The sequence below is a fragment of the Kitasatospora sp. NEAU-69 genome (genome assembly GCF_057158765.1).
Map to the genome: position 1 here is coordinate 459,925 of NZ_JBWXUE010000001.1, position 18,034 is coordinate 477,958.

Genomic DNA, 18,034 nt, shown 5'->3' on the forward strand with positions numbered 1-18,034 from the left:
GTCCGTGGTGTCGGGCGCTGTCGGGCGGGCGGGCTCAGTTCTGCCGCGGGGTCTGGATCACGTTGCCGTCGCGGCAGTCCGACATGGTGTGGTCGCCGAGGTGGTGGGTGAGCATCGGGACCAGCGTGAGGTCCCCGAGGCAGTCGGCGGTCGCCGGGAGGTGGGCGGCGCCGTTGAGCGTGCTGGAGAGCGGAGTCGAGTCCGCGGCCTCGGCCGGGACGGCGAGCAGCAGGACGGGGGCGGCGGCGAGCGCGGCGGTGGCGATCATCTTCCTCATGCCCGGTGCAACGAGCGCCGGTTGCCGAGGTCACCGCAGGGCCGGCCGCTGAGGTCAGCGCAGGGCCGGCTGCCGAGGTCAGCGCAGGGCCGGCGGGGCGGCCGGCAGTGCGATGGGACGGGCCGCAGTACGGGCCGACAGTGGTGTCTCCTACGATGACCGCCATGAACACAGAGGGGCCCGAGAGACGGCTCATCGATGGCCGGTTCGAGCTGTTGGCGCCGCTCGGCGGCGGGGGAATGGGCCTGGTGTGGCGGGCCCGCGACAACGCGCTGCAGCGCGAGGTCGCGCTGAAGGAGGTGCGCCCGGCCGAGGGTGGCACGCCGACCGATCCGGCCGCCGCACGGGAGGTACGCGAACGGGTGCTGCGCGAGGCGCGGGCGCTCGCCCGGCTCCAGCACCCGAACGTGGTGACGATCCACCACATCGTGGACGCCGCCGAGCACCCGCACCCGTGGCTGGTGATGGAGCTGGTGACCGGCGGCAGCCTCGCCGACCGGCTGGCCGCCGGCCCGCTGAGTGTGCCGGAGGCGGCCGGGATCGGGCGGGGCGTGCTCGCGGCGCTGCGAGCCGCGCATGCGGCCGGCATCCAGCACCGCGACGTCAAGCCCGGCAACGTCCTGCTGCGCGCGGACGGCACGCCGGTGCTGACCGACTTCGGGATCGCCGCGATGCAGGGCTCGACCGTGCTCACCGGGACCGGCGAGCTGATCGGCTCGCCGGAGTACATCGCACCGGAGCGGATCCGCGGGCTGGAGGGCGACCCGTCCTCGGACCTGTGGTCGCTCGGCATGCTGCTGTACGTCGCCGTCGAGGGGCACCACCCGCTGCGCCGCGGCACGGCGCTGGCCACGCTGGCCGCCGTACTGGACGAGCCGCTGCCACCGCCGACCCGGGCGGGGCAGCTGGGGCCGCTGCTGGCCACGCTGCTGGCGAAGGACCCGGCGGTGCGGCCCGGCGCCGAGCAGCTCGACGGGTGGCTGATGGCGGTGCAGGCCGGTCCGGCGGGCTTCGGGCCGGTGGACGTCGGCACGGTCCAGCTGGGTGCGGGCGGTGCGGGCGGGTTCCCCTCGGGCGGGTTCGGCTCTGGCACGTTCGGGTCCGGTGGCTTTGCGTCGGGCGGGTTCGCGTCGGGCGGGTTCGGTCCGCCTGGTCCGCCCGGTATGCCGGCCGACCGGGTGCCGTCGGTGTTCCTGACGAAGCAGCCGACGCCCGCGCGGCGGGGGAGCGGCCGGGCCGTGCTGGCGGGCGGCGGCGTGCTGGCCGTGGTGCTCGCGGGCGCGCTGATCTGGACGCTGGGCCCGGGTGGCGCGACCGCCTCGCAGGCGAACGGCGGGGCGAAGACGAAGGCACCGCTGACGAGCGGTGGTTCGACGGCGCCCACGCCGTCTGCGCCGGCCGGCTCGGCGTCCGCGGGCACCTCGACGCCGACGCTCGCGCTGCCCCTGCCGCCCGCGGACACCGCAGCCTCCGTCGACCTGCTCACTCCCGCCGCCCTCCGCAGCACGATCGCGGCGATGAGCCCGGTCATGGGCGGGACCAAGGTCAACCAGCTGGTCGTCTACCCCGAGTACGCGATCGCCGAGGTGCCGACCGCGGCCGACCCGAAGGAGTACGACGACTTCACCTACCGCAGCGGCAGCACCACCCGCACGACCGGCGGCACGGTGACCGGGACCGGGCTCGACAGCCACCCGATCGATGTGCAGGCCATCAACTGGGACGTCCTCCCGGCGCTGCTGCAGAAGGCTCAGGACAGCTTGAACGTCGCGCACCCGACGAGCCGCTACATCATCGTCGGCGGGGACATCATGGACGGGACGCCGAGCATCTCGGTCTACCTCTCCGACGACCACGATGCGAGCGGCTATCTGGAGGCCAAGCTCGACGGGACGGTGGAGAACACCTATCCGAACAGCAACTGACGGCTGATCGAGGCGATCCGCTCATCCGCCAGCCCGGTACCCGGCGGATGAGCGTATAACCGGTCGCGGTCCGCCCGTGCTCCGCGTTAGAACGGTCTGATGGCAGACAGCATGTTCACCGCGCCCGATCTCGCCGAGCTCTACGATCCGCTCTGCGCGGGCCGGCGGGACTTCGACTTCTACCTGCCGCTGCTGATGTCCGCCTGCTCGGTGCTCGATGTCGGCTGCGGCACCGGGGAGTTGCTGCACCGGGCCAGAGCGGCCGGGCATACCGGGCGGCTGTGCGGCCTAGACCCCTCCGATGCGATGCTGCGCCGGGCCCGCCGGCGCTCCGACGTCGAGTGGGTCACCGGCGACCTCGCATCGGTCGGCTGGGACCGGGAGTTCGAGCTGGTCGTGATGACCGGCAACACGTTCCAGGTGTACCTGACGGACGAGGAACTGCGCGGTGCGCTCGCCGCCGTCCGCGCCGCGCTGACCGAGGGCGGGCGTTTCGCCTTCGAGACGCGCAACCCGGCGGCCCGCGAGTGGGAGCGCTGGACCCCTGACGCGGTCGACGAAGTGACCGACGCCAGTGGCGCGTTGGTGCGCTTCTGGCGCGAGGTCGAGACGCCGGTCGACGGCGGGCTGGTGCGCTTCACGCACACGTTCTCCGCCGACCGGTGGGAGCGTCCCCGGGTGAGTACGAACACGTTGCGCTTCCTGGGGGCGCAGGCGCTCGCCTCGTTCCTCGGCGAGGCCGGTCTGGAGATCGAGGCGCAGTTCGGGGACTGGTCCGGCGGGCCGTTGACCGCGACCAGCCCCGAGATCATCACCGTCGCCCGGCGGCGCAGTGGCCTGCGGGGTCAGGGCTTGCGGGCGACGCCGACGGCGGCCAGCCGGAGCACCGGGTTGGTGGCCAGTGACGGGGTGTCGGCCTCGGGGTGCCACTCGGAGACGGTGACGACGCCGGGGTCGACCAGGTCGAGTCCGTCCAGGAAGCCGGCGACCTCGGCGATGGTGCGGAACTGCGCGCGGCCGACGCCCTGGCGCAGCACGGCCTCGGCGGCCGCGGCGTCGGGGTCGCCGGCGGCCAGCAGGTGGTGGATGAAGACGTAGCTGCCGGACGGGAGCGCGTCGACCAGCTCGCGGACGATCCGGGCCGGCTCCTCGTCGTCGAGGATGTAGTGAAGGATGCCGCAGAGCAGCAGGCCGACCGGCTGCTCGAAGTCGATGTGGTCACGCAGCCCCTGGTCGGCGAGGAGCGCGGCGGGCTCGCGCAGGTCGCCGTCGACGACGATCGTCTCCTTGCTGTCGGCGAGCAGCGCGCGGGCGTGCACGAGGACCACCGGGTCGTTGTCCACGTAGGCGACCCGGGTGGCCGGGTCGATGGCGCGCGCGATCTGGTGCACGTTGTCCGCGGTGGGCAGGCCCGAGCCGACGTCCACCAGCTGGCGCAGCCCCGCCTCGCCGACCAGGTAGCGGACCACCCGGCGCAGCACCGCGCGCTGCTGCTTCACGCCCAGGTGCACCTCGGGCAGCGTCTGTTCGATCCGCTGGCCGAGTGCGCGGTCGGCGGCGTAGTTGTCCTTGCCGTTGAGCAGGTAGTCGTAGACCCGGGCTATGTTCGGCTGCGGCGGGTCGTGGATCGCGGAGTGGAACTCGCGGGGCAACTCCTGCTTCGGCACGGCTTGTCTCCTTCGGATCGAACCGGAGCGCCGTTCGCCCGGATCTGACAGCTCGGGTGGAGTATAGCCAGGCACCGCACGGCGGCCCCGGGCCGGAGCCCGGGGCCGCAGGCGGCCGATGACCAGTCAGTTGGGGCGCGGAGGCAGAGGACTCACGCCTGGTCAGGAGGCATTGGGACGGGTCAGACCCGGTCGGCCGCGATCATCAGGTAGTGGAAGCTGCCCTCCTTGTACGCGGTGAGGAACGCGTCCTCGATACCGCTGGCCACCGCCGCGTGCGCGCGCAGCTCCCAGTAGGGGATGGTCGCGGCGGTCAGATCGACCACGCTGATCGGGACCAGGTTGTTGGCCGCCATCGCCGCGAAGTAGTCGCTGCGCGGGTGGATGTCGCAGATGTAGTGCGCGTCGATCTGGCTGACGGCGCGGGACGGCTGGCGGCCGTGCAGGTCGTTGAAGCAGCCGGTGATGGTCACGTAGCGGCCGCCGGGCTTCAGCACGCGGGCGTGCTCGGCGAAGAGCTTGTAGAGGTCCACGTACATGGTGCTCTCGTTGTTCCAGATCGCCTGGAAGGTGGCGTCGGGGAACTCGTTGTGCAGCATGTTGCGGAAGTGGAACGCGACCTTGTCGGCCACACCCCGCTCGCCGGCCTGGTTGTTGGCGAACTTCACCTGCTCCTCGGAGATCGAGATGCCGTCGACCTGGCAGCCGAACCGCAGGTTCGCCATGAAGCTGGTGCCGCCGCGGCCGGAGCCGGCGTCCAGGATCCGGTCGGCCGGGCCGAGCGCGCCGAGCTGGTCGAGCAGGTAGTCGGCCTGGGCGGCCTCCAGCCGGTGCAGCTCCTTGACGAGCCGCTCCTCGCGGCCGGCCGGGTCGCCGTCCAGCACCGACCAGTCCGGCTCGCCGATGCCGTAGTGGTGGTGGTACGTGCCGTCGACCTCGCCGAGGCGGATGTTGACCGGGTGCTTCTCCTTGTTCCAGTACTCGGCCACCGACCGCTGGTACCGGGTGGTCAGCACCGAGGCGGAGTCGTCCTCGCCGGTGGCGGAGGTGGTGGAGGTGGCGGTGGCGGGGGTGTTGAGCGTGGTCATCTCTTCGGTCCTCAGCTCTCGTTGTATCGGGGACTGCCGGCGTGCCACTCCTTGTTGCCGCCGAGCCATGCCCACAGCGCGCCCAGGTAGCGGGTCAGCACCGGGTCGCCGGACAGGCTGAGCGCGGCGGCGGAGGCCTCGAAGGAGTGCACGAGCTCGTTGTGCAGGTCGGCGGCGCGTTGCAGCGCCTCGGCGGGTGAGCAGCCGTCCTCGGCCGCGATCACGTTCGGCAGGTTGTACTCGACGCCCTGCGCGCCGTCCTCCTTGTGCATCGAGTAGACGTCGTTGAGCAGCACCGAGGCGAGCGCGGCCTGCAGCGTCGCCCGGCGCACCTCGGGGGCGCCGTAGACGTGGGCGGGCAGCTCGTAGCCGCCCACCACGTCGACCAGCGCCATGCACGGGAGGAAGCTGTTCATCTGACGGTTCGCCAGGTACTCCCAGACGGCCGGCGGTCTGCCGCCGATCCGCCAGCCGGCCTCGGCGTCCATGCCGAGGAAGAGGCCGGCGATCTCCTGCCGGAGCCGGTTGACCTGCGCCCCGCTGGCGTACTCGGCGAGGCCGGCGACCGAGCGGCGCAGCGCGTTCCAGACCGGTGAGGTGTCCATCGCGCGCTGGTAGGCCTCGCGGTGGCGGCCGGGCAGCTGGGCCGGGTCGATCGCGGACTGGGCCAGCATCAGCTGCGGCCCGAGCCGTTCGGGGTGGGGGCCGGTGGTGGCCTCCTCGCAGAAGTAGTCGTCCACCGCGAACTCGGCGGCCATGCAGCGGGCGGCGGCGAGCAGCCGGTCCGGGTCGTCGGTGTCGGGGTGGGTGAGCATCAGCAGGCGTCCGAAGTCGGCCTGCCGGAACTTCTCCAGCTGCCCGGCGTAGATGCCGACCTGCTCGGCCCAGTGGACCAGGCGGTCGTTGACGACCCGGGCCAGCTCGGGATCGTCGCGCAGGTGCGGCGGGCAGTAGAGCTCGGGGAGCGCGCGGCCGCCGGCCGTGGGGCTGCTCCCTGTGGTCGTGGTCGTGGTCGCGGACGCGTTCGGGATCGGCGTGGGCGCGGTGCGCGGGCGCAGCAGCTCGGTGAGGCGCGCGGCCGAACTGCCCAGCCCGGTCGGCCCGGTGGGAATCCGCGGCCGGGTGGGGATCGGGAGCCGCGTCGCGGTCGACACCGCGGCCGCGGCGGTCGGGAGGGGCGTGCTGAACGCTGCCATCGGGTTCTCCTGGTGTCGGGTCAGGACCGCGGGGCAGCGATGTCGACGTTCTCCAGGATGCCGACGGCGTCCTGCACCAGGATCGCCACCGAGTAGTACGCGGTCACCAGGTAGCGCATGATCGCCTTGTCGTCGATGCCCATGAACCGCACGTTCAGGCTGGGCTCGAACTCGTCCGGGATGCCGGTCTGGTGCAGGCCGATGACGCCCTGATCCTGCTCGCCGGTGCGCATCGCGACGATCGAGGAGACGTGTCCGTCGGCGATCGGGATCTTGCCGCACGGGAAGATCGGCACGCCGCGCCAGGCCGGGACCTGGTGGCCGTTGACGTCGGTCCGGTCCGGGTAGATGCCGCGCTTGGTGCACTCGCGGAAGAACGCGGTGATCGCCTTGGGGTGGGCGAGGAACAGGTCGGTGCCGCGGCGCATCGACAGCAGGTCGTCCATGTCGTCCGGAGTGGGCGGCCCGGACCAGGTGTTGATCCGCTGGTCATAGTCGGCGTTGTGCAGCAGGCCGAACTCGCGGTTGTTCAGCAGCTCCCACTCCTGGCGCTCGCGGATCTCCTCGACGGTGAGCCGCAGCTGCTGCTCCAGCTGGTTCATCGGGTCGTTGTAGAGGTCGGCGACCCGGGTGTGCATCCGCAGGACGGTCTGGGTCAGCGACAGCTCGTACTCGCGCGGATCCGGGTCGTAGTCCACGAAGGAGCCGGGGATCTCGGCCTCGCCCTCGTGGCCGGCCGAGATGGCGATCTCCACCTCGCCCTTGGAGTTGACCTTGCGGGAGCTGTTCGCGAGGAACTTGTCGATGTGCTCGCGCAGCGGCTCGGAGCGGTTGAAGAGCTCCATGAAGGAGTCCCAGGCGAGCACCAGCATCGTTCCGGCGGTGGCGGCCTTGACGGTCGCGCCCCACTGCGGCTGTCGCTGGAGCAGCGCCTCGTCGCCCAGGTGGTCGCCGTCGGCCAGCACGCCCATCGTCTTCTCGGTGCCGTACTTGCCGGTGCCGATCCGGTCGAGGCGGCCGTGCGCGACGATGTAGACGTTCTGCACCGGGGAGCCCTGCTCGACGATCACGTCGCCGCTGCGGAAGTCCTGCACGGTGAAGCGCCCGGCGAGTTCGGCGAGCAGTGCGTCGTCCGCGAAGTCGCGCAGCACCGGAATCTCGCGCAGCGTCTCGGGGATGATCCGGACGTCGTCGGCGCCCGCCTGGACGAAGCAGACCCGGCCGCGGCCGACGGCGAGCGAGAGCCGCCGGTTGACCCGGTAGGCGCCACCGGACACCTGCACCCAGGGGAGCTGGCGCAGCAGCCAGCGCGAGGTGATGCCGCGCATCTGCGGGGCGGACTTCGTGGTCGTGGCCAGGTTCCGCGCTGCCGCGGTGCTCAGGCTGAGCTGGACGGAGTCCGGGAGGGGACGGGGTTCCGGTTCCGAGGTCACGGTTTCTCCTGAAGTAGACAAGGGCGGGAGCCAGGGGATGACTGTGGGCATGGGCATGACAATGAGCGCGCGGTGCCGCGCCGCGCGCGCCCTGCGGTACGGGCGGCGGGCGTGGTGCGCTGATGGTGCGGGGAGGGGCCTGCGGGGCGGGGTGGCCTTCGGAATCGCTCCGATCGGCAGTGCCAGACGTTATCAACGTTGGTTTTCAGGGCACGTCAGTACGAAGTCAATCGGCCAACTTTTTCAGCTCGGGCCGACCTGTCCGAGATCCGGGGCTCGCGCGTTCTGGCTGTTCAGGCATGGTGTGCCAGGGTGCGGTGGCCGGGCGGGCGAGAGTCGGCGGGAGGATCCGGAATGCTGTATTCCGCTCTCGGTGAACCGGCCCGCCCCGGCCCTGGGCGCCGTCGCGGGCATGGGCGGCGATCGGTGTCCCTCGTGTGAACGGTCGGCGGGCGATGCGAAGGTAGTGGCCGGAAACGGACGGCGGGCGTCCGCCGGAGGGTGGCGCGGGCGCTATAGTGCGCGCCCCTGCTGAGCAGACGTCAGCTGACGTGACCTCAAGCCTGTTCGGACTCGGGCAGGGTGTCAGGCAGGCAGAGGATGGCGGTCGCGTCGTCGCAGGCCTGGTAGCGCGGCCGGCGGTCGCCCTCGGGGTCGGCCGCCTCGGCCTTCCTGACCCGGGCGATCAGCTGGTCCGGGCCTTCCTCCTGAAGGAGGTCGAGCAGCCCCTGCCAGTCGGTGAGGCCGTAGCCCTCGGCGAGGCAGGCGGCGCCGTCGGTCAGCAGCGCGGCCCGGGGGACCGACGAGCGCGGCACCGCGCCGGTGACGGCGTGGAAGGCGGCGACCGGGCTCGCGCCGGCCACCCAGTAGCCGTCCGGCACGTTGCGGTGCACGCGTTGCGCGGCGACCAGCCGGTTGACGGCGCGGCGGTGCTCGGGCGTGCCGATCCGGTGCCGCCGGGTCGCCCGGTGCTCCTCCTGCGCGAAGCAGGCCACCCGCAGGTCGGTGACCACTCGCAGGCCGCTCGGGCGGTCGAGCAGCAGCACCGCGTCGGCGACGGACAGGTACTCCAGCTCCTCGGCCCCCTCGCGGAGCATCGCGACCGCGCAGCACGGGGTGCCGGGGTGGGACAGGTCGCAGCTCTCGCGGTGCAGGTCGGCGACCCGGCCGATCGCCTCGGCCAGGCAGTCGGGCAGGGTCGGGGCCGGGCGGCGGGAGGCCTCGCGCAGCAGCGCAGTGCTCAGCTCGGCGACGAACCAGGCGGTGCCGTGCGTACAGCCGGAGCCGAGTTCCTCGGGTGAGCTCAAGCCGTCCAGCACCAGGGCGACGCGCGGGTTGGCCGCCAGGAAGTCCTCACTCGGCCGGTCGGCGGACCCGGCGGCAGTGGCGAACGACACGCGCATGGCAGCGAGCCTCTCACGGGTGGCTCAGGTCGCGCAGCGCGGCGAGGGCCAGTTGGGGGAACGGCCCCTTGCAGGGCTCGCAGCTCGCGGAGTGCGCCGGGTCGTTGAGCCAGTAGCCGGCGACCTGGGTGCGCACCGAGCCGGCGGCCCGGTCCAGCTCGGCGCTGGTGGTGGTGGCGCCGGACGGGTTGGTGCTGATCCCGGCGAGGATCCTGACCGCCGGGTTGGCCGCGCGGGCCTGGGCGGCCGCGGACGAGACGAACTGCGCGAAGAGCGTCGGATCGTTCTGGGCGCCCTGGGCCTGGAGGTCCAGCACGTCGGCGGAGCGGGCGATCCGGCCGAGCAGGCCCAGCTGGAGGAACGCGTCGAACTTGCCGCCGTCGGCGGTCTGCGGGCTCAGCACGTTGATCAGGTCGGTCGAGGGCGCGGCGATGAAGAGCAGCCGGTGCTGGTGGACCAGGTCGGCGGCGAGTTGGTCGTAGTGCGCCGGGTCGGCCTGCTCGTCCTTCGGCGTGAGCGACCAGTGCTCGTTGTCGTAGAGCACGGCGCGGATCCGCGGGTCGAGCGTGCCCCGGGCGAGCGCCGACTTCAGCGCGGCGTAGCTGGTGAAGCTCGCCGTCGGCGTGCTGGTCCAGCCGTCGGGGACGGACCAGTCGGCGGCGCCGGTGAGCACGTACGCCTGCGGCGTGTCGAGTAGTTGTGCGGTGCCGGCGTCGGTGTCGCGCAGCCGGGTCAGCGTGCTGCCGCTGACGATCCAGGAGGTGCCGCCGGTGGCCGGGGGGCCGGTCGGCGCGATCGCGGTGGAGGTGGGCGTGGGCGTGGGCGTGGGCGCGGCGCTCGGGTGCCCCTGCGAGTGCCGGACGGCGAGCACCACGTACGTGGCGACGGCGGCCAGCACCAGCAGCAGCGCGAGCGCCGCGGTGTTGCGGGAGATCCTCATCGGGTTCCACGTTGTTCGGGGACGGGACCGGGGGCGGGAACCGGCAGCAGCGAGCGGACGGCGGCCGGCAGCCGCACCGGCCGGGCGCCGATGGCGAGCAGCGACTCCAGCTGGAAGAAGCGTTTCATGAAGGCGAACACCAGGAACAGGGGTGCCCAGGCCAGCAACCGCCACCGCCGGTAGTACAGGATCACCAGGAACCTCGGCAGCAGCGCGGGCAGTTGGGCCAGCACGAAGACGATCAGGAAGCGCGGCACGTTGTGCTGCTCACCGGGGTTCAGCACGCCGTACAGCACGGTGAGGATCAGCACGAAGAAGTGGATCGGGTAGGCGAGCTTGCCCCCGGCGGCCCGCGGCAGCTGGAACCAGAACCGCGGCCCGGGCGCGCCCTGGCCGAACGGCGTGAACCGCGCGAAGGTCATGATGTTGCCGAGCCCCCAGCGGAACCGCTGCACCCGCAGCTGGCCGACGTTGGCCGGCACGTCCTCGTAGGAGACCCCGCTCGGGTCGATCACCGCGCGCCAGCCCAGCCGGCCCAGCGCGCAGGTGAACTCGGCGTCCTCGCCGAACATGCCGTGCACGAAGCCGCCGAGCTCGGCGACCGGCTCGCGGCGGAAGGCGCAGAACGTGCCCGGCACGCACGGCACGCCGTCGACCGTGGTGACGCAGCCGAGTGAGTAGCCGTAGGTGAAGAGCTGTTCCATCGCGCGCATCCGGTCGATCCAGGTGCTGTACGGCTCCTTCGGCAGCGTCAGCAGGCCGACGGTGCCGACCCGGGGGTCGGCGAGGAAGTGCGGGATCGTGCGCAGGAAGGCGCTCTCGTCCAGCGCGCAGTCGGCGTCCACCCGGTAGACGTAGTCGGCGGTGCAGCGCTCCAGCGCGAGGTTCAGCGCCTTGGCCTTGCCCGCGTGCGGGCCCTGGATCACCACGCCGGTCGCGTGCTGGTAGCCGGCGACGGTCGCCTCGGCGAGGGCGCGGGTGTCGTCGGTCGAGCCGTCGTCGCACAGCACCACGTGGACCGGCCCGCCGTAGGTGGCGGCGGCCCGGTCGATCGAACGCAGCAGGCGCTCGATCCCGGCGGCCTCGTTGTACGCCGGGATGATCACGTCGAGTGGTGGGCGTTCGGCGCCCAGCCGTGGCCGGCGCGAGGTGGTGAGGCGGACCAGGCCGAGCAGCGCGTACGTCACGTCGGTGACGGCGAACCGCAGGCTGGCCAGCAGCAGGAACGCGGCGAGCGGGTGGCCCTCGACCTGGCCGATCAGCGCGAGCGCGAAGCTGCCGACCAGGCTGACCGTGGCGAGCAGGCAGAGCGCGAGCACGAGGTTGTCCTGCCAGTCGCCGCGCCGCAGGTTCGGCAGCGGCGACAGCGCGGGCAACTGGAAGCTGCTGAAGGCGAGTCGGTAGACCAGCAGGTAGCCGAGCGTGGTCTGCAGCACCAGCGCGATCAGCGGGGCGGGGCCGAGCGGCAGCCCGGTGGCGGCGCCGACCAGCGCGGTGAAGCACTCGGTGAGGATCGAGAGCGCGACGAAGACCGGTGCGTGCGCCAGGATCATCAGCCGCCGGCCGAGGGTGGCGGGCAGCACCAGCGCGATGGTGATCAGGTAGCCGACCACGGCGGCCGGGACCAGCGGCGGCAGGCTGTTGGCGTACAGCGTGGTCAGCCGGGTGTTGCTGTCGGCGGCCGACAGCGCGTCGGCGACCAACGCGCGGTAGGCCTGGTCGAGTTGCGGGTGCCGCAGCGCCACGATCAGCACGCTGACGGCCGCACCGACCAGCAGGAAGGCGACCGCGCGCGGGATCGAGGGCCGCCGGATCGGGGGCAGGTTGACGATCCGGCCGGAGCCGGTGTCCGAGTCGTCGAACCGCCGGGACAGTGGCTGGCGGACGAGCAGCAGCAGCAGGAAGACGTCGGCGGCGAAGAGCGCGATGGCGGTGGGGTGGTACACAGCCGCCGTCACCCGCCCTGTCCGGCGCGGCCACTGCTGCCACCGCTGCCGCCGGTCAGGCCTCGGGAGAGCAGCACCCGGCGCTCCAGCGGTGCGAAGACCAGCAGGTTGACCGCGATGCCGACGCAGAGGATCAGCAGGATCGCGCAGAACGCGAGGCCCATGTCGCCGGCGTCCTGGGCCTGCTTGAGCAGCCGGCCGAGACCGTGGCCGAGTTCCGGCGAGACGGCGATGATCTCGGCGGCCATCAGTGAGCGCCAGGCGAACGCCCAGCCCTGCTTGAGCCCGCCGACATAGCCGGCCAGCGCCGCCGGCAGCAGCACGTGCCGCACCGAGGCCAGCCGGCGGGCGCCGAGGTTGCGGCCGACCAGCAGGAAGAGCGGCGGCACCTGGTCCAGCCCGGTGACCAGCCCGAGCGCGATCGACGGGACGGCGCCGAGCAGCACCACGCAGTACAGCGCGGCGGGTGTCACGCCGAAGACCATCACGGCCGGGGGCACCCAGGCGACCGAGGGCAGGTTCTGCAGCCCGGCCAGCACCGGACCGAGCACCACCCGCACCGGGCGCAGCCGGCCGGCGAGCAGCCCGAGCGGCGTGCCGATCAGGACCGAGACGGCGAAGCCGATCAGGCCGCGGCCCACGCTCTGGCCGATGCTCGGCCAGACCTCGCCCTGGTGCAGGGCGGAGAGCATGCTGCGGCCCACCTCGGCCGGTCCGGGTAGCACCCAGTCGGGCTCCAGCCGGGCCAGGAAGACCAGCTGCCAGAGCCCGGCCAGCAGCAGCACCGCGAGCAGCGGCGGCAGCGCGGCGCGGCGCAGCGCGGTCGCGGTGGCCGCCGGGCGGCGCAGGGGGGTGTCCAGCGCGTCGAGGCCGGCCTCGAGCAGGCCGACCCCGGTCGGGTCGGCTCCGCGCGGATCGGCCGGGGTCGGGGCGGGCTCAGCGGCGGGCATGGCGGCTGATCTCCTCTCGCAGCTGCTCGGTGATCTCGACGGCCAGCTCGGCGACCGAGGCGTCCTCGATCCGGCGCGGTTGCGGCAGCTCCACGCGCCAGCGGCCGGCGATCCGCCCGGGCCGGGAGGAGAGCAGCACCACGTCCTGGCCGAGGCGGACCGCCTCGCGCACGTTGTGGGTCACGAAGACCACCGCGCAGCCGGTCTCCTGCCAGAGCCGGATCAGCTCGTCGTGCAGCACGTCGCGGGTGATCGCGTCGAGCGCGGCGAACGGCTCGTCCATCAGCAGCACCTGGCTCTGCTGGGCCAACGCCCTTGCCAGCGCGACGCGTTGCCGCATCCCGCCGGAGAGCTGATGGATCGGGCGGTGCACCGCGCCGTCGAGCCGGACCAGCGCGAGCAGCCGTTCGGCCTCGGCCCGGCGCTCGGCCCGTCGCACGCCGCGCAGCCGCAGCGCGAGTTCGACGTTGCGGCCGGCGGTGAGCCAGGGGAAGAGCGCCGCCTCCTGGAACATCAGCGCGGCGTGGCCGCCGGCCACGTCGACCGTTCCGGCACTGGGCTGGTCCAGGCCGGCGATCAGGCTCAGCAGGGTCGACTTGCCGCAGCCGGAGGCGCCGAGCAGGCAGGTGAAGCCGCCGGCGGGGACGGTCAGGTCGATGCCCTCCAGGACCGGCGGGCCGGCCGCGCCGGGCCGACCATAGCTCTTCGTCACGCCGCTCAGGCGGACGGCCGGACCGGGCGCCGGCTCCGCCGCGGCGGCGAGCGGCGCCGGGCTCGATGCGATGCTCACAACGGGGTGTCCTTAGGAGTGGGCCGGGCTTGTGGGTGTGAGGGTGCTGACCGGCGTGCCGGCCGGCGTGATGGCGGGGCGGCCGCGCGCGGCGAGTGCCGCGTCGAGCGGGCCGAGGTCGTAGATGCCCGCCACCGAGCCGCCGGCGGGTGGCACGGCCAGCACGCCGACCGCCTCGCCGTGCTTCAGCAGGGTCGGCAGCGAATCGGTGACCGGGTCGTCGGAGAGCGTGAACTCCCCCCAGGCACGGTCGAGTTCCGAGCTCCGCAGGGTGCTCCCGGTGAGCGTGTCCAGCGCCGAGCGGGCGGCCTGCCGGGCGGCGGCGGGATTGGCGGTGATCCAGCTCTCGGTGTCGAGCTGGCCGTTGATCAGGTCGCGGACGGCCGCCGGATGGGCGGTCAGGTAGCCGGTGGCGACGACCAGGTCGGTGGTCGCGAACCGGCCGCCGGGCCAGAGCGAGCGCTCGTCCACCAGCACGTGCCCGCCGCCCTCCAGCACCAGGCGGGAGGCCCAGGGCTCGGGCACCCAGGCGCCGTCGATCCGGCCGGCGCGGAACTGTGCCAGCGTGGTGGCGTTGTCCTGCGGCACGACGGCGACGTCGCCGCCGCCGCTCGGATCGGTCCGGAACCCCTGCTGCCGCAGCCAGTAACGCAGCGCCACGTCCTGGGTGTTGCCGAGCTGCGGGGTCGCCAGCGTGCGGCCCTTCAGCTGCCCGGGGCTCGTGATGCCGGGGCGGACCACGAGCTCGGCGCCGCCCTCGGTCGCGCCGGCGACCACTCGCAGCGCCTGGCCGTGGCTGCGCAGGTAGGCGTTGAGCGCCGAGGACGGTCCGACGTACGCGGCGTCCAGGTGGCCGCCCAGCAGCGCGGTCATCTCGGCCGGACCGGCCTCGAAGACCTGCGGCTCCAGCCGGATGCCGCCGAGCGCGCCGGCGTAGCGGCCCTGGTCGATGCCGATCACGGCGCTCGCATGGGTGACGTCGGCGAAGTAGCCGAGCCGCAGCGCCGAGCCGGACCCGGCCGCGGCCGCCGGCTGGAGGCCGCAGCCGGCCAGCGCCAGCAGCAGGAGCAGCGCCGGCACGAGGGCCGTGGCCATCGCTCGGGTCGAGGTGGCGGTGGTGGCGGGACCGGGCCCGGGGCGGGCCGGGTCAAGGCGCATGGCGGCCGGCCCCCAGCTCCAGCGGGCCGGCCATGCCCGCCGTGAGCGTCGCGCCGTCGTTCGGGTCCACCAGCAGGAACGAGCCGGTGGCCCGGTCGGTGCGGTACGGATCCAGCGGCAGCGGGTCGGCGGTGCGCAGCGTGAGCTCGCCGATCTCGTTCGCCGACAGGCTCGGCGGGTCGGCCTTCGCGGCCAGCGTGTCGATGTCCAGCCGCAGGTCCAGCGAGCGCACCACGGCCCGGACGGTGCGGGTGCCGTGCTGCACCAGGACCCGGTCGCCCGCGTGCAGCGGCCGGTCGGCGAGGTGGCAGACGGTCGCCGTGACGTCCTGGGTCAGTCGCGGTCTGGCCCCCACCGACACGATCAACTCACCGCGTGAGACGTCGAGTTCGTCCGCGAGGCGGAGCGTGACGGACTGCGGGGCGACGGCCAGGTCGACGTCCGGCTCGCCGAGCCGGTCGATCGCGGTGACCGTGGTGTGCCGCCCGGACGGCAGCAGCACCACGTGCTCGCCGCGGCGCAGCACGCCGGAGGTCAGCCGGCCCGCGTAGCCGCGGTAGTCGCGGTACTCGCCGCCGCTCTGCGGCCGCAGCACGTACTGGACCGGGAACCGGGCCGGGGCGGCGGTGACGTCCTCGGCCACCTCGACGGATTCGAGGTGTGCCAGCAGCGTCGGGCCGTCGTACCAGCCCATCGTGGCGGACGGGGTGACCACGTTGTCGCCGTGCAGTGCGCTGATCGGGATCGCGACGAGCTCCGGCAGGCCCAGGCGGGCCGCGTAGTCGGCGCACTCGTCGGCGATCGCGGCGAAGACCGCCTCGGCGTGATCGACCAGGTCCATCTTGTTGACCGCGAGGACGACCCGCGGCACCCGCAGCAGCGCGGCGACCGCGGCGTGCCGGCGGGTCTGCTCGGTGACGCCGTTGCGCGCATCGACCAGCACCACGGCGAGGTCGGCGGTCGAGGCGCCGGTGACCATGTTGCGGGTGTACTGCACGTGTCCCGGGGTGTCGGCCAGGATGAACCGCCGCCTGGCGGTGGCGAAGTAGCGGTAGGCGACGTCGATGGTGATGCCCTGCTCGCGCTCGGCGCGCAGGCCGTCGGTGAGCAGCGCGAGGTCGGCGGCCGGCAGGCCGCGCTCGCGCGAGGCGCGTTCGACGGCGGCGAGCTGGTCGGCGAGCACCGACTTGGTGTCGTGCAGCAGCCGGCCGACCAGGGTCGACTTGCCGTCGTCCACCGAGCCCGCGGTGGCCAGCCGGAGCAGCGAGGCCTCGGCCGGGCCGCCCGCGTCGGCGGGGAGTGCCGGCTCGGCGAAGGGAAACGCGGCGGCGGGTGTGGTGTCGGGAACGGCGGTCATCAGAAGTACCCCTCGCGCTTGCGGTCTTCCATGGCGGCCTCGGACAGCTGGTCGTCGGCGCGGGTCGCGCCGCGCTCGGTCAGCGTCGAGGCGGCGATCTCCACGATCACCTGGTCCACCGTCACCGCGTCCGACTCGACCGCGCCGGTGCAGGACATGTCGCCGACGGTGCGGTAGCGCACCTGGCGCCGCTGGAGCGCCTCGCCCTCCCGGGGGCCGCCCCAGCCGCCCGGGGCGAGCCACATGCCGTCACGCAGGAAGACCTCGCGCTCGTGCGCGTAGTAGATCTCCGGCAGCTCGATCTTCTCCCGGGCGATGTACTGCCAGACGTCCAGCTCGGTCCAGTTGGAGAGCGGGAAGACCCGGACGTGCTCGCCGGGCCGGCGCCGGCCGTTGTAGAGCGACCAGAGCTCGGGGCGCTGGCGGCGCGGGTCCCAGGCGCCGAACTCGTCGCGCAGCGAGAACACCCGCTCCTTCGCGCGGGCCTTCTCCTCGTCGCGCCGGCCACCGCCGAAGAGCGCGTCCAGCCGGTTGTGCGCGATCGCGTCGAGCAGCGGGACGGTCTGCAGCGGGTTGCGGGTACCGTCCGGACGTTCGTGCAGTCGGCCGTCGTCGAGGTACTCCTGCACCCGTGCGACGGTGAGCCGCAGGCCGTGCTCGGCCACCACCCGGTCGCGGTAGGCGAGCACCTCGGGGAAGTTGTGGCCGGTGTCCACGTGCAGCAGGCCGAACGGCGGCCGCGCCGGCCAGAACGCCTTGAGCGCCAGGTGCAGCATCACGATCGAGTCCTTGCCGCCGGAGAACAGCAGCGCCGGCCGCTCGAACTGCGCGGCGCTCTCCCGGAAGATGTGCACCGACTCGGACTCCAGCACGTCGAGATGCGCCAGTCGTGGGGGAACCGGCGCCTTCATGTGTGCAGCCCGCATTCGGTCTTGGCGAGGCCGGCCCAGCGGCCGGAGCGTGCGTCCTGGCCGGGCAGCGGCCGGCTGGTGCACGGCTCGCAGCCGATCGACGCGTAGCCGTCCAGCAGCAGCGGGTTGACCAGCACCTGGTGCTGCGCGAGATACGCGTCCACGTCCTGCTGGGTCCAGCCGGCGAGCGGCGAGATCTTCACCATGCCGTGGGTGGCGTCGTAGTCGACCGTGCGCAGCTGCGCCCTGGTCGGCGACTCGTCGCGGCGCATCCCGGTGATCCAGGCGGTGTACGGCGCCAGGCCGCGGGCCAGTGGCTCGACCTTGCGCATCGCACAACATCGGTCCGGGTCCCGCGCGTAGAGGCGCGGGCCGTAGGCGGCGTCCTGTTCCGCGACGCTCTGACGGGGCGTCAGCGAGAGGAGGTTGACCCGGTAGGCGTGCGCCACGGCGTCGCGGGTGCCGAGCGTCTCGGCGAAGTGGTAGCCGGTGTCGAGGAAGAGGACGTCGATGCCGGGGGCCACCGCCTGGGCGAGGTGGACCAGGTGGGTGTCCGCCATCGAGGAGGCGAGCGCCAGCCGGCGACCGAAGGTCTGGTGGGCCCATCCGATGATCTCGGCCGCGCCGACCTGCGCCAACTCGGCCTCGGCTCGCTCGGCGAGCCTGCGCAATTCCCCGTCGGAACGGGCCCTGATTTCCATGGAGCCATCCTTTCCTGGGCTGAGTGGTACCCAAGGTATACAGCGAACAAGCATTCGGTGACAGTCCCTGCTGACGAAAATTCTCAGGTGAATGAAAGGGCTCCCGAAAGGCACCTGACGTGCCATCAGGTGCCAATGACGGTGGGCCTGTCGCAATGATCTTGAATGGGTCCCGAGAGTGATCTTGAATAAGATTCATGGGTGTCTTATTGCGCCACTGGCTGGAACATGCCAAAGTTACCGGCGGGTCGGTGGCGCTGGCCTAGGCTCGGCAACTGCGTTGCTGAGCTGC

At 72.8% G+C, this 18,034-nt stretch carries 15 protein-coding genes and 1 pseudogene; 2 read left to right on the forward strand and 14 right to left on the reverse strand.

What is annotated here, in order from left to right; translation table 11 throughout:
• Positions 1-34: 34 nt before the first annotated feature.
• On the reverse strand, positions 35-277 hold the full coding sequence (locus AC060L_RS01970) for a hypothetical protein (RefSeq protein ID WP_483796552.1): 243 nt from the start codon (positions 275-277) through the stop codon (positions 35-37).
• Positions 278-441: 164 nt separating this feature from the next.
• Here AC060L_RS01970 and AC060L_RS01975 point away from each other — a divergent pair, with 164 nt between their 5' ends.
• On the forward strand, positions 442-2,202 hold the full coding sequence (locus tag AC060L_RS01975; protein ID WP_483796553.1) for a serine/threonine-protein kinase: 1,761 nt from the start codon (positions 442-444) through the stop codon (positions 2,200-2,202).
• Between the two features lie 111 nt (positions 2,203-2,313).
• Positions 2,314-2,949 (forward strand): annotated as a pseudogene (locus AC060L_RS01980) (class I SAM-dependent methyltransferase); the annotation flags it as partial.
• Between the two features lie 98 nt (positions 2,950-3,047).
• Here AC060L_RS01980 and AC060L_RS01985 read toward each other — a convergent pair.
• From AC060L_RS01985 to AC060L_RS02045, 13 genes are all read right to left on the reverse strand, one after another.
• Positions 3,048-3,869 (reverse strand): SAM-dependent methyltransferase, encoded by an 822-nt coding sequence (locus AC060L_RS01985; protein WP_483796555.1) that lies wholly within the window; start codon positions 3,867-3,869, stop codon positions 3,048-3,050.
• 182 nt (positions 3,870-4,051) lie between these two features.
• Positions 4,052-4,957 carry a geranyl diphosphate 2-C-methyltransferase gene (locus AC060L_RS01990; RefSeq protein ID WP_483796556.1) on the reverse strand — a complete coding sequence of 302 codons (906 nt, stop codon included), beginning with the start codon at positions 4,955-4,957 and terminating at the stop codon, positions 4,052-4,054.
• A gap of 11 nt (positions 4,958-4,968) precedes the next feature.
• Positions 4,969-6,153, reverse strand: coding sequence for a family 2 encapsulin nanocompartment cargo protein terpene cyclase (locus tag AC060L_RS01995; protein WP_483796558.1), 1,185 nt, complete (start codon positions 6,151-6,153; stop codon positions 4,969-4,971).
• Positions 6,154-6,173: 20 nt separating this feature from the next.
• Positions 6,174-7,643: a family 2B encapsulin nanocompartment shell protein gene (locus AC060L_RS02000; RefSeq protein ID WP_483796560.1), complete on the reverse strand. Its 1,470-nt coding sequence runs from the start codon at positions 7,641-7,643 to the stop codon at positions 6,174-6,176.
• Between the two features lie 500 nt (positions 7,644-8,143).
• Entirely contained in the window at positions 8,144-8,989 is an 846-nt protein-coding gene (locus AC060L_RS02005) for a hypothetical protein (RefSeq protein WP_483796561.1), read from the reverse strand.
• Between the two features lie 13 nt (positions 8,990-9,002).
• Positions 9,003-9,929, reverse strand: a complete 927-nt coding sequence (locus AC060L_RS02010; protein WP_483796562.1) for a hypothetical protein — start codon at positions 9,927-9,929, stop codon at positions 9,003-9,005.
• Positions 9,926-11,887, reverse strand: a complete 1,962-nt coding sequence (locus AC060L_RS02015; RefSeq protein WP_483796563.1) for a glycosyltransferase family 2 protein — start codon at positions 11,885-11,887, stop codon at positions 9,926-9,928. Before AC060L_RS02015 ends, AC060L_RS02010 begins: the two co-directional genes overlap by 4 nt.
• Positions 11,884-12,825, reverse strand: coding sequence for an ABC transporter permease (locus AC060L_RS02020; RefSeq protein WP_483796565.1), 942 nt, complete (start codon positions 12,823-12,825; stop codon positions 11,884-11,886). Before AC060L_RS02020 ends, AC060L_RS02015 begins: the two co-directional genes overlap by 4 nt.
• Complete coding sequence (locus AC060L_RS02025; protein WP_483796567.1) at positions 12,812-13,615, reverse strand: ABC transporter ATP-binding protein; 804 nt, start codon at positions 13,613-13,615, stop codon at positions 12,812-12,814. Before AC060L_RS02025 ends, AC060L_RS02020 begins: the two co-directional genes overlap by 14 nt.
• 12 nt (positions 13,616-13,627) lie before the next feature.
• Complete coding sequence (locus AC060L_RS02030) at positions 13,628-14,773, reverse strand: ABC transporter substrate-binding protein (protein WP_483796568.1); 1,146 nt, start codon at positions 14,771-14,773, stop codon at positions 13,628-13,630.
• On the reverse strand, positions 14,763-16,130 hold the full coding sequence (locus AC060L_RS02035; RefSeq protein WP_483796569.1) for a sulfate adenylyltransferase subunit 1: 1,368 nt from the start codon (positions 16,128-16,130) through the stop codon (positions 14,763-14,765). The genes AC060L_RS02030 and AC060L_RS02035 overlap by 11 nt, the downstream gene beginning before the upstream one ends.
• On the reverse strand, positions 16,130-17,041 hold the full coding sequence (gene cysD / locus AC060L_RS02040; protein WP_483796570.1) for a sulfate adenylyltransferase subunit CysD: 912 nt from the start codon (positions 17,039-17,041) through the stop codon (positions 16,130-16,132). Before cysD ends, AC060L_RS02035 begins: the two co-directional genes overlap by 1 nt.
• Entirely contained in the window at positions 17,038-17,742 is a 705-nt protein-coding gene (locus AC060L_RS02045; RefSeq protein ID WP_483796572.1) for a phosphoadenylyl-sulfate reductase, read from the reverse strand. Before AC060L_RS02045 ends, cysD begins: the two co-directional genes overlap by 4 nt.
• Between the last annotated feature and the right edge of the window lie 292 nt (positions 17,743-18,034).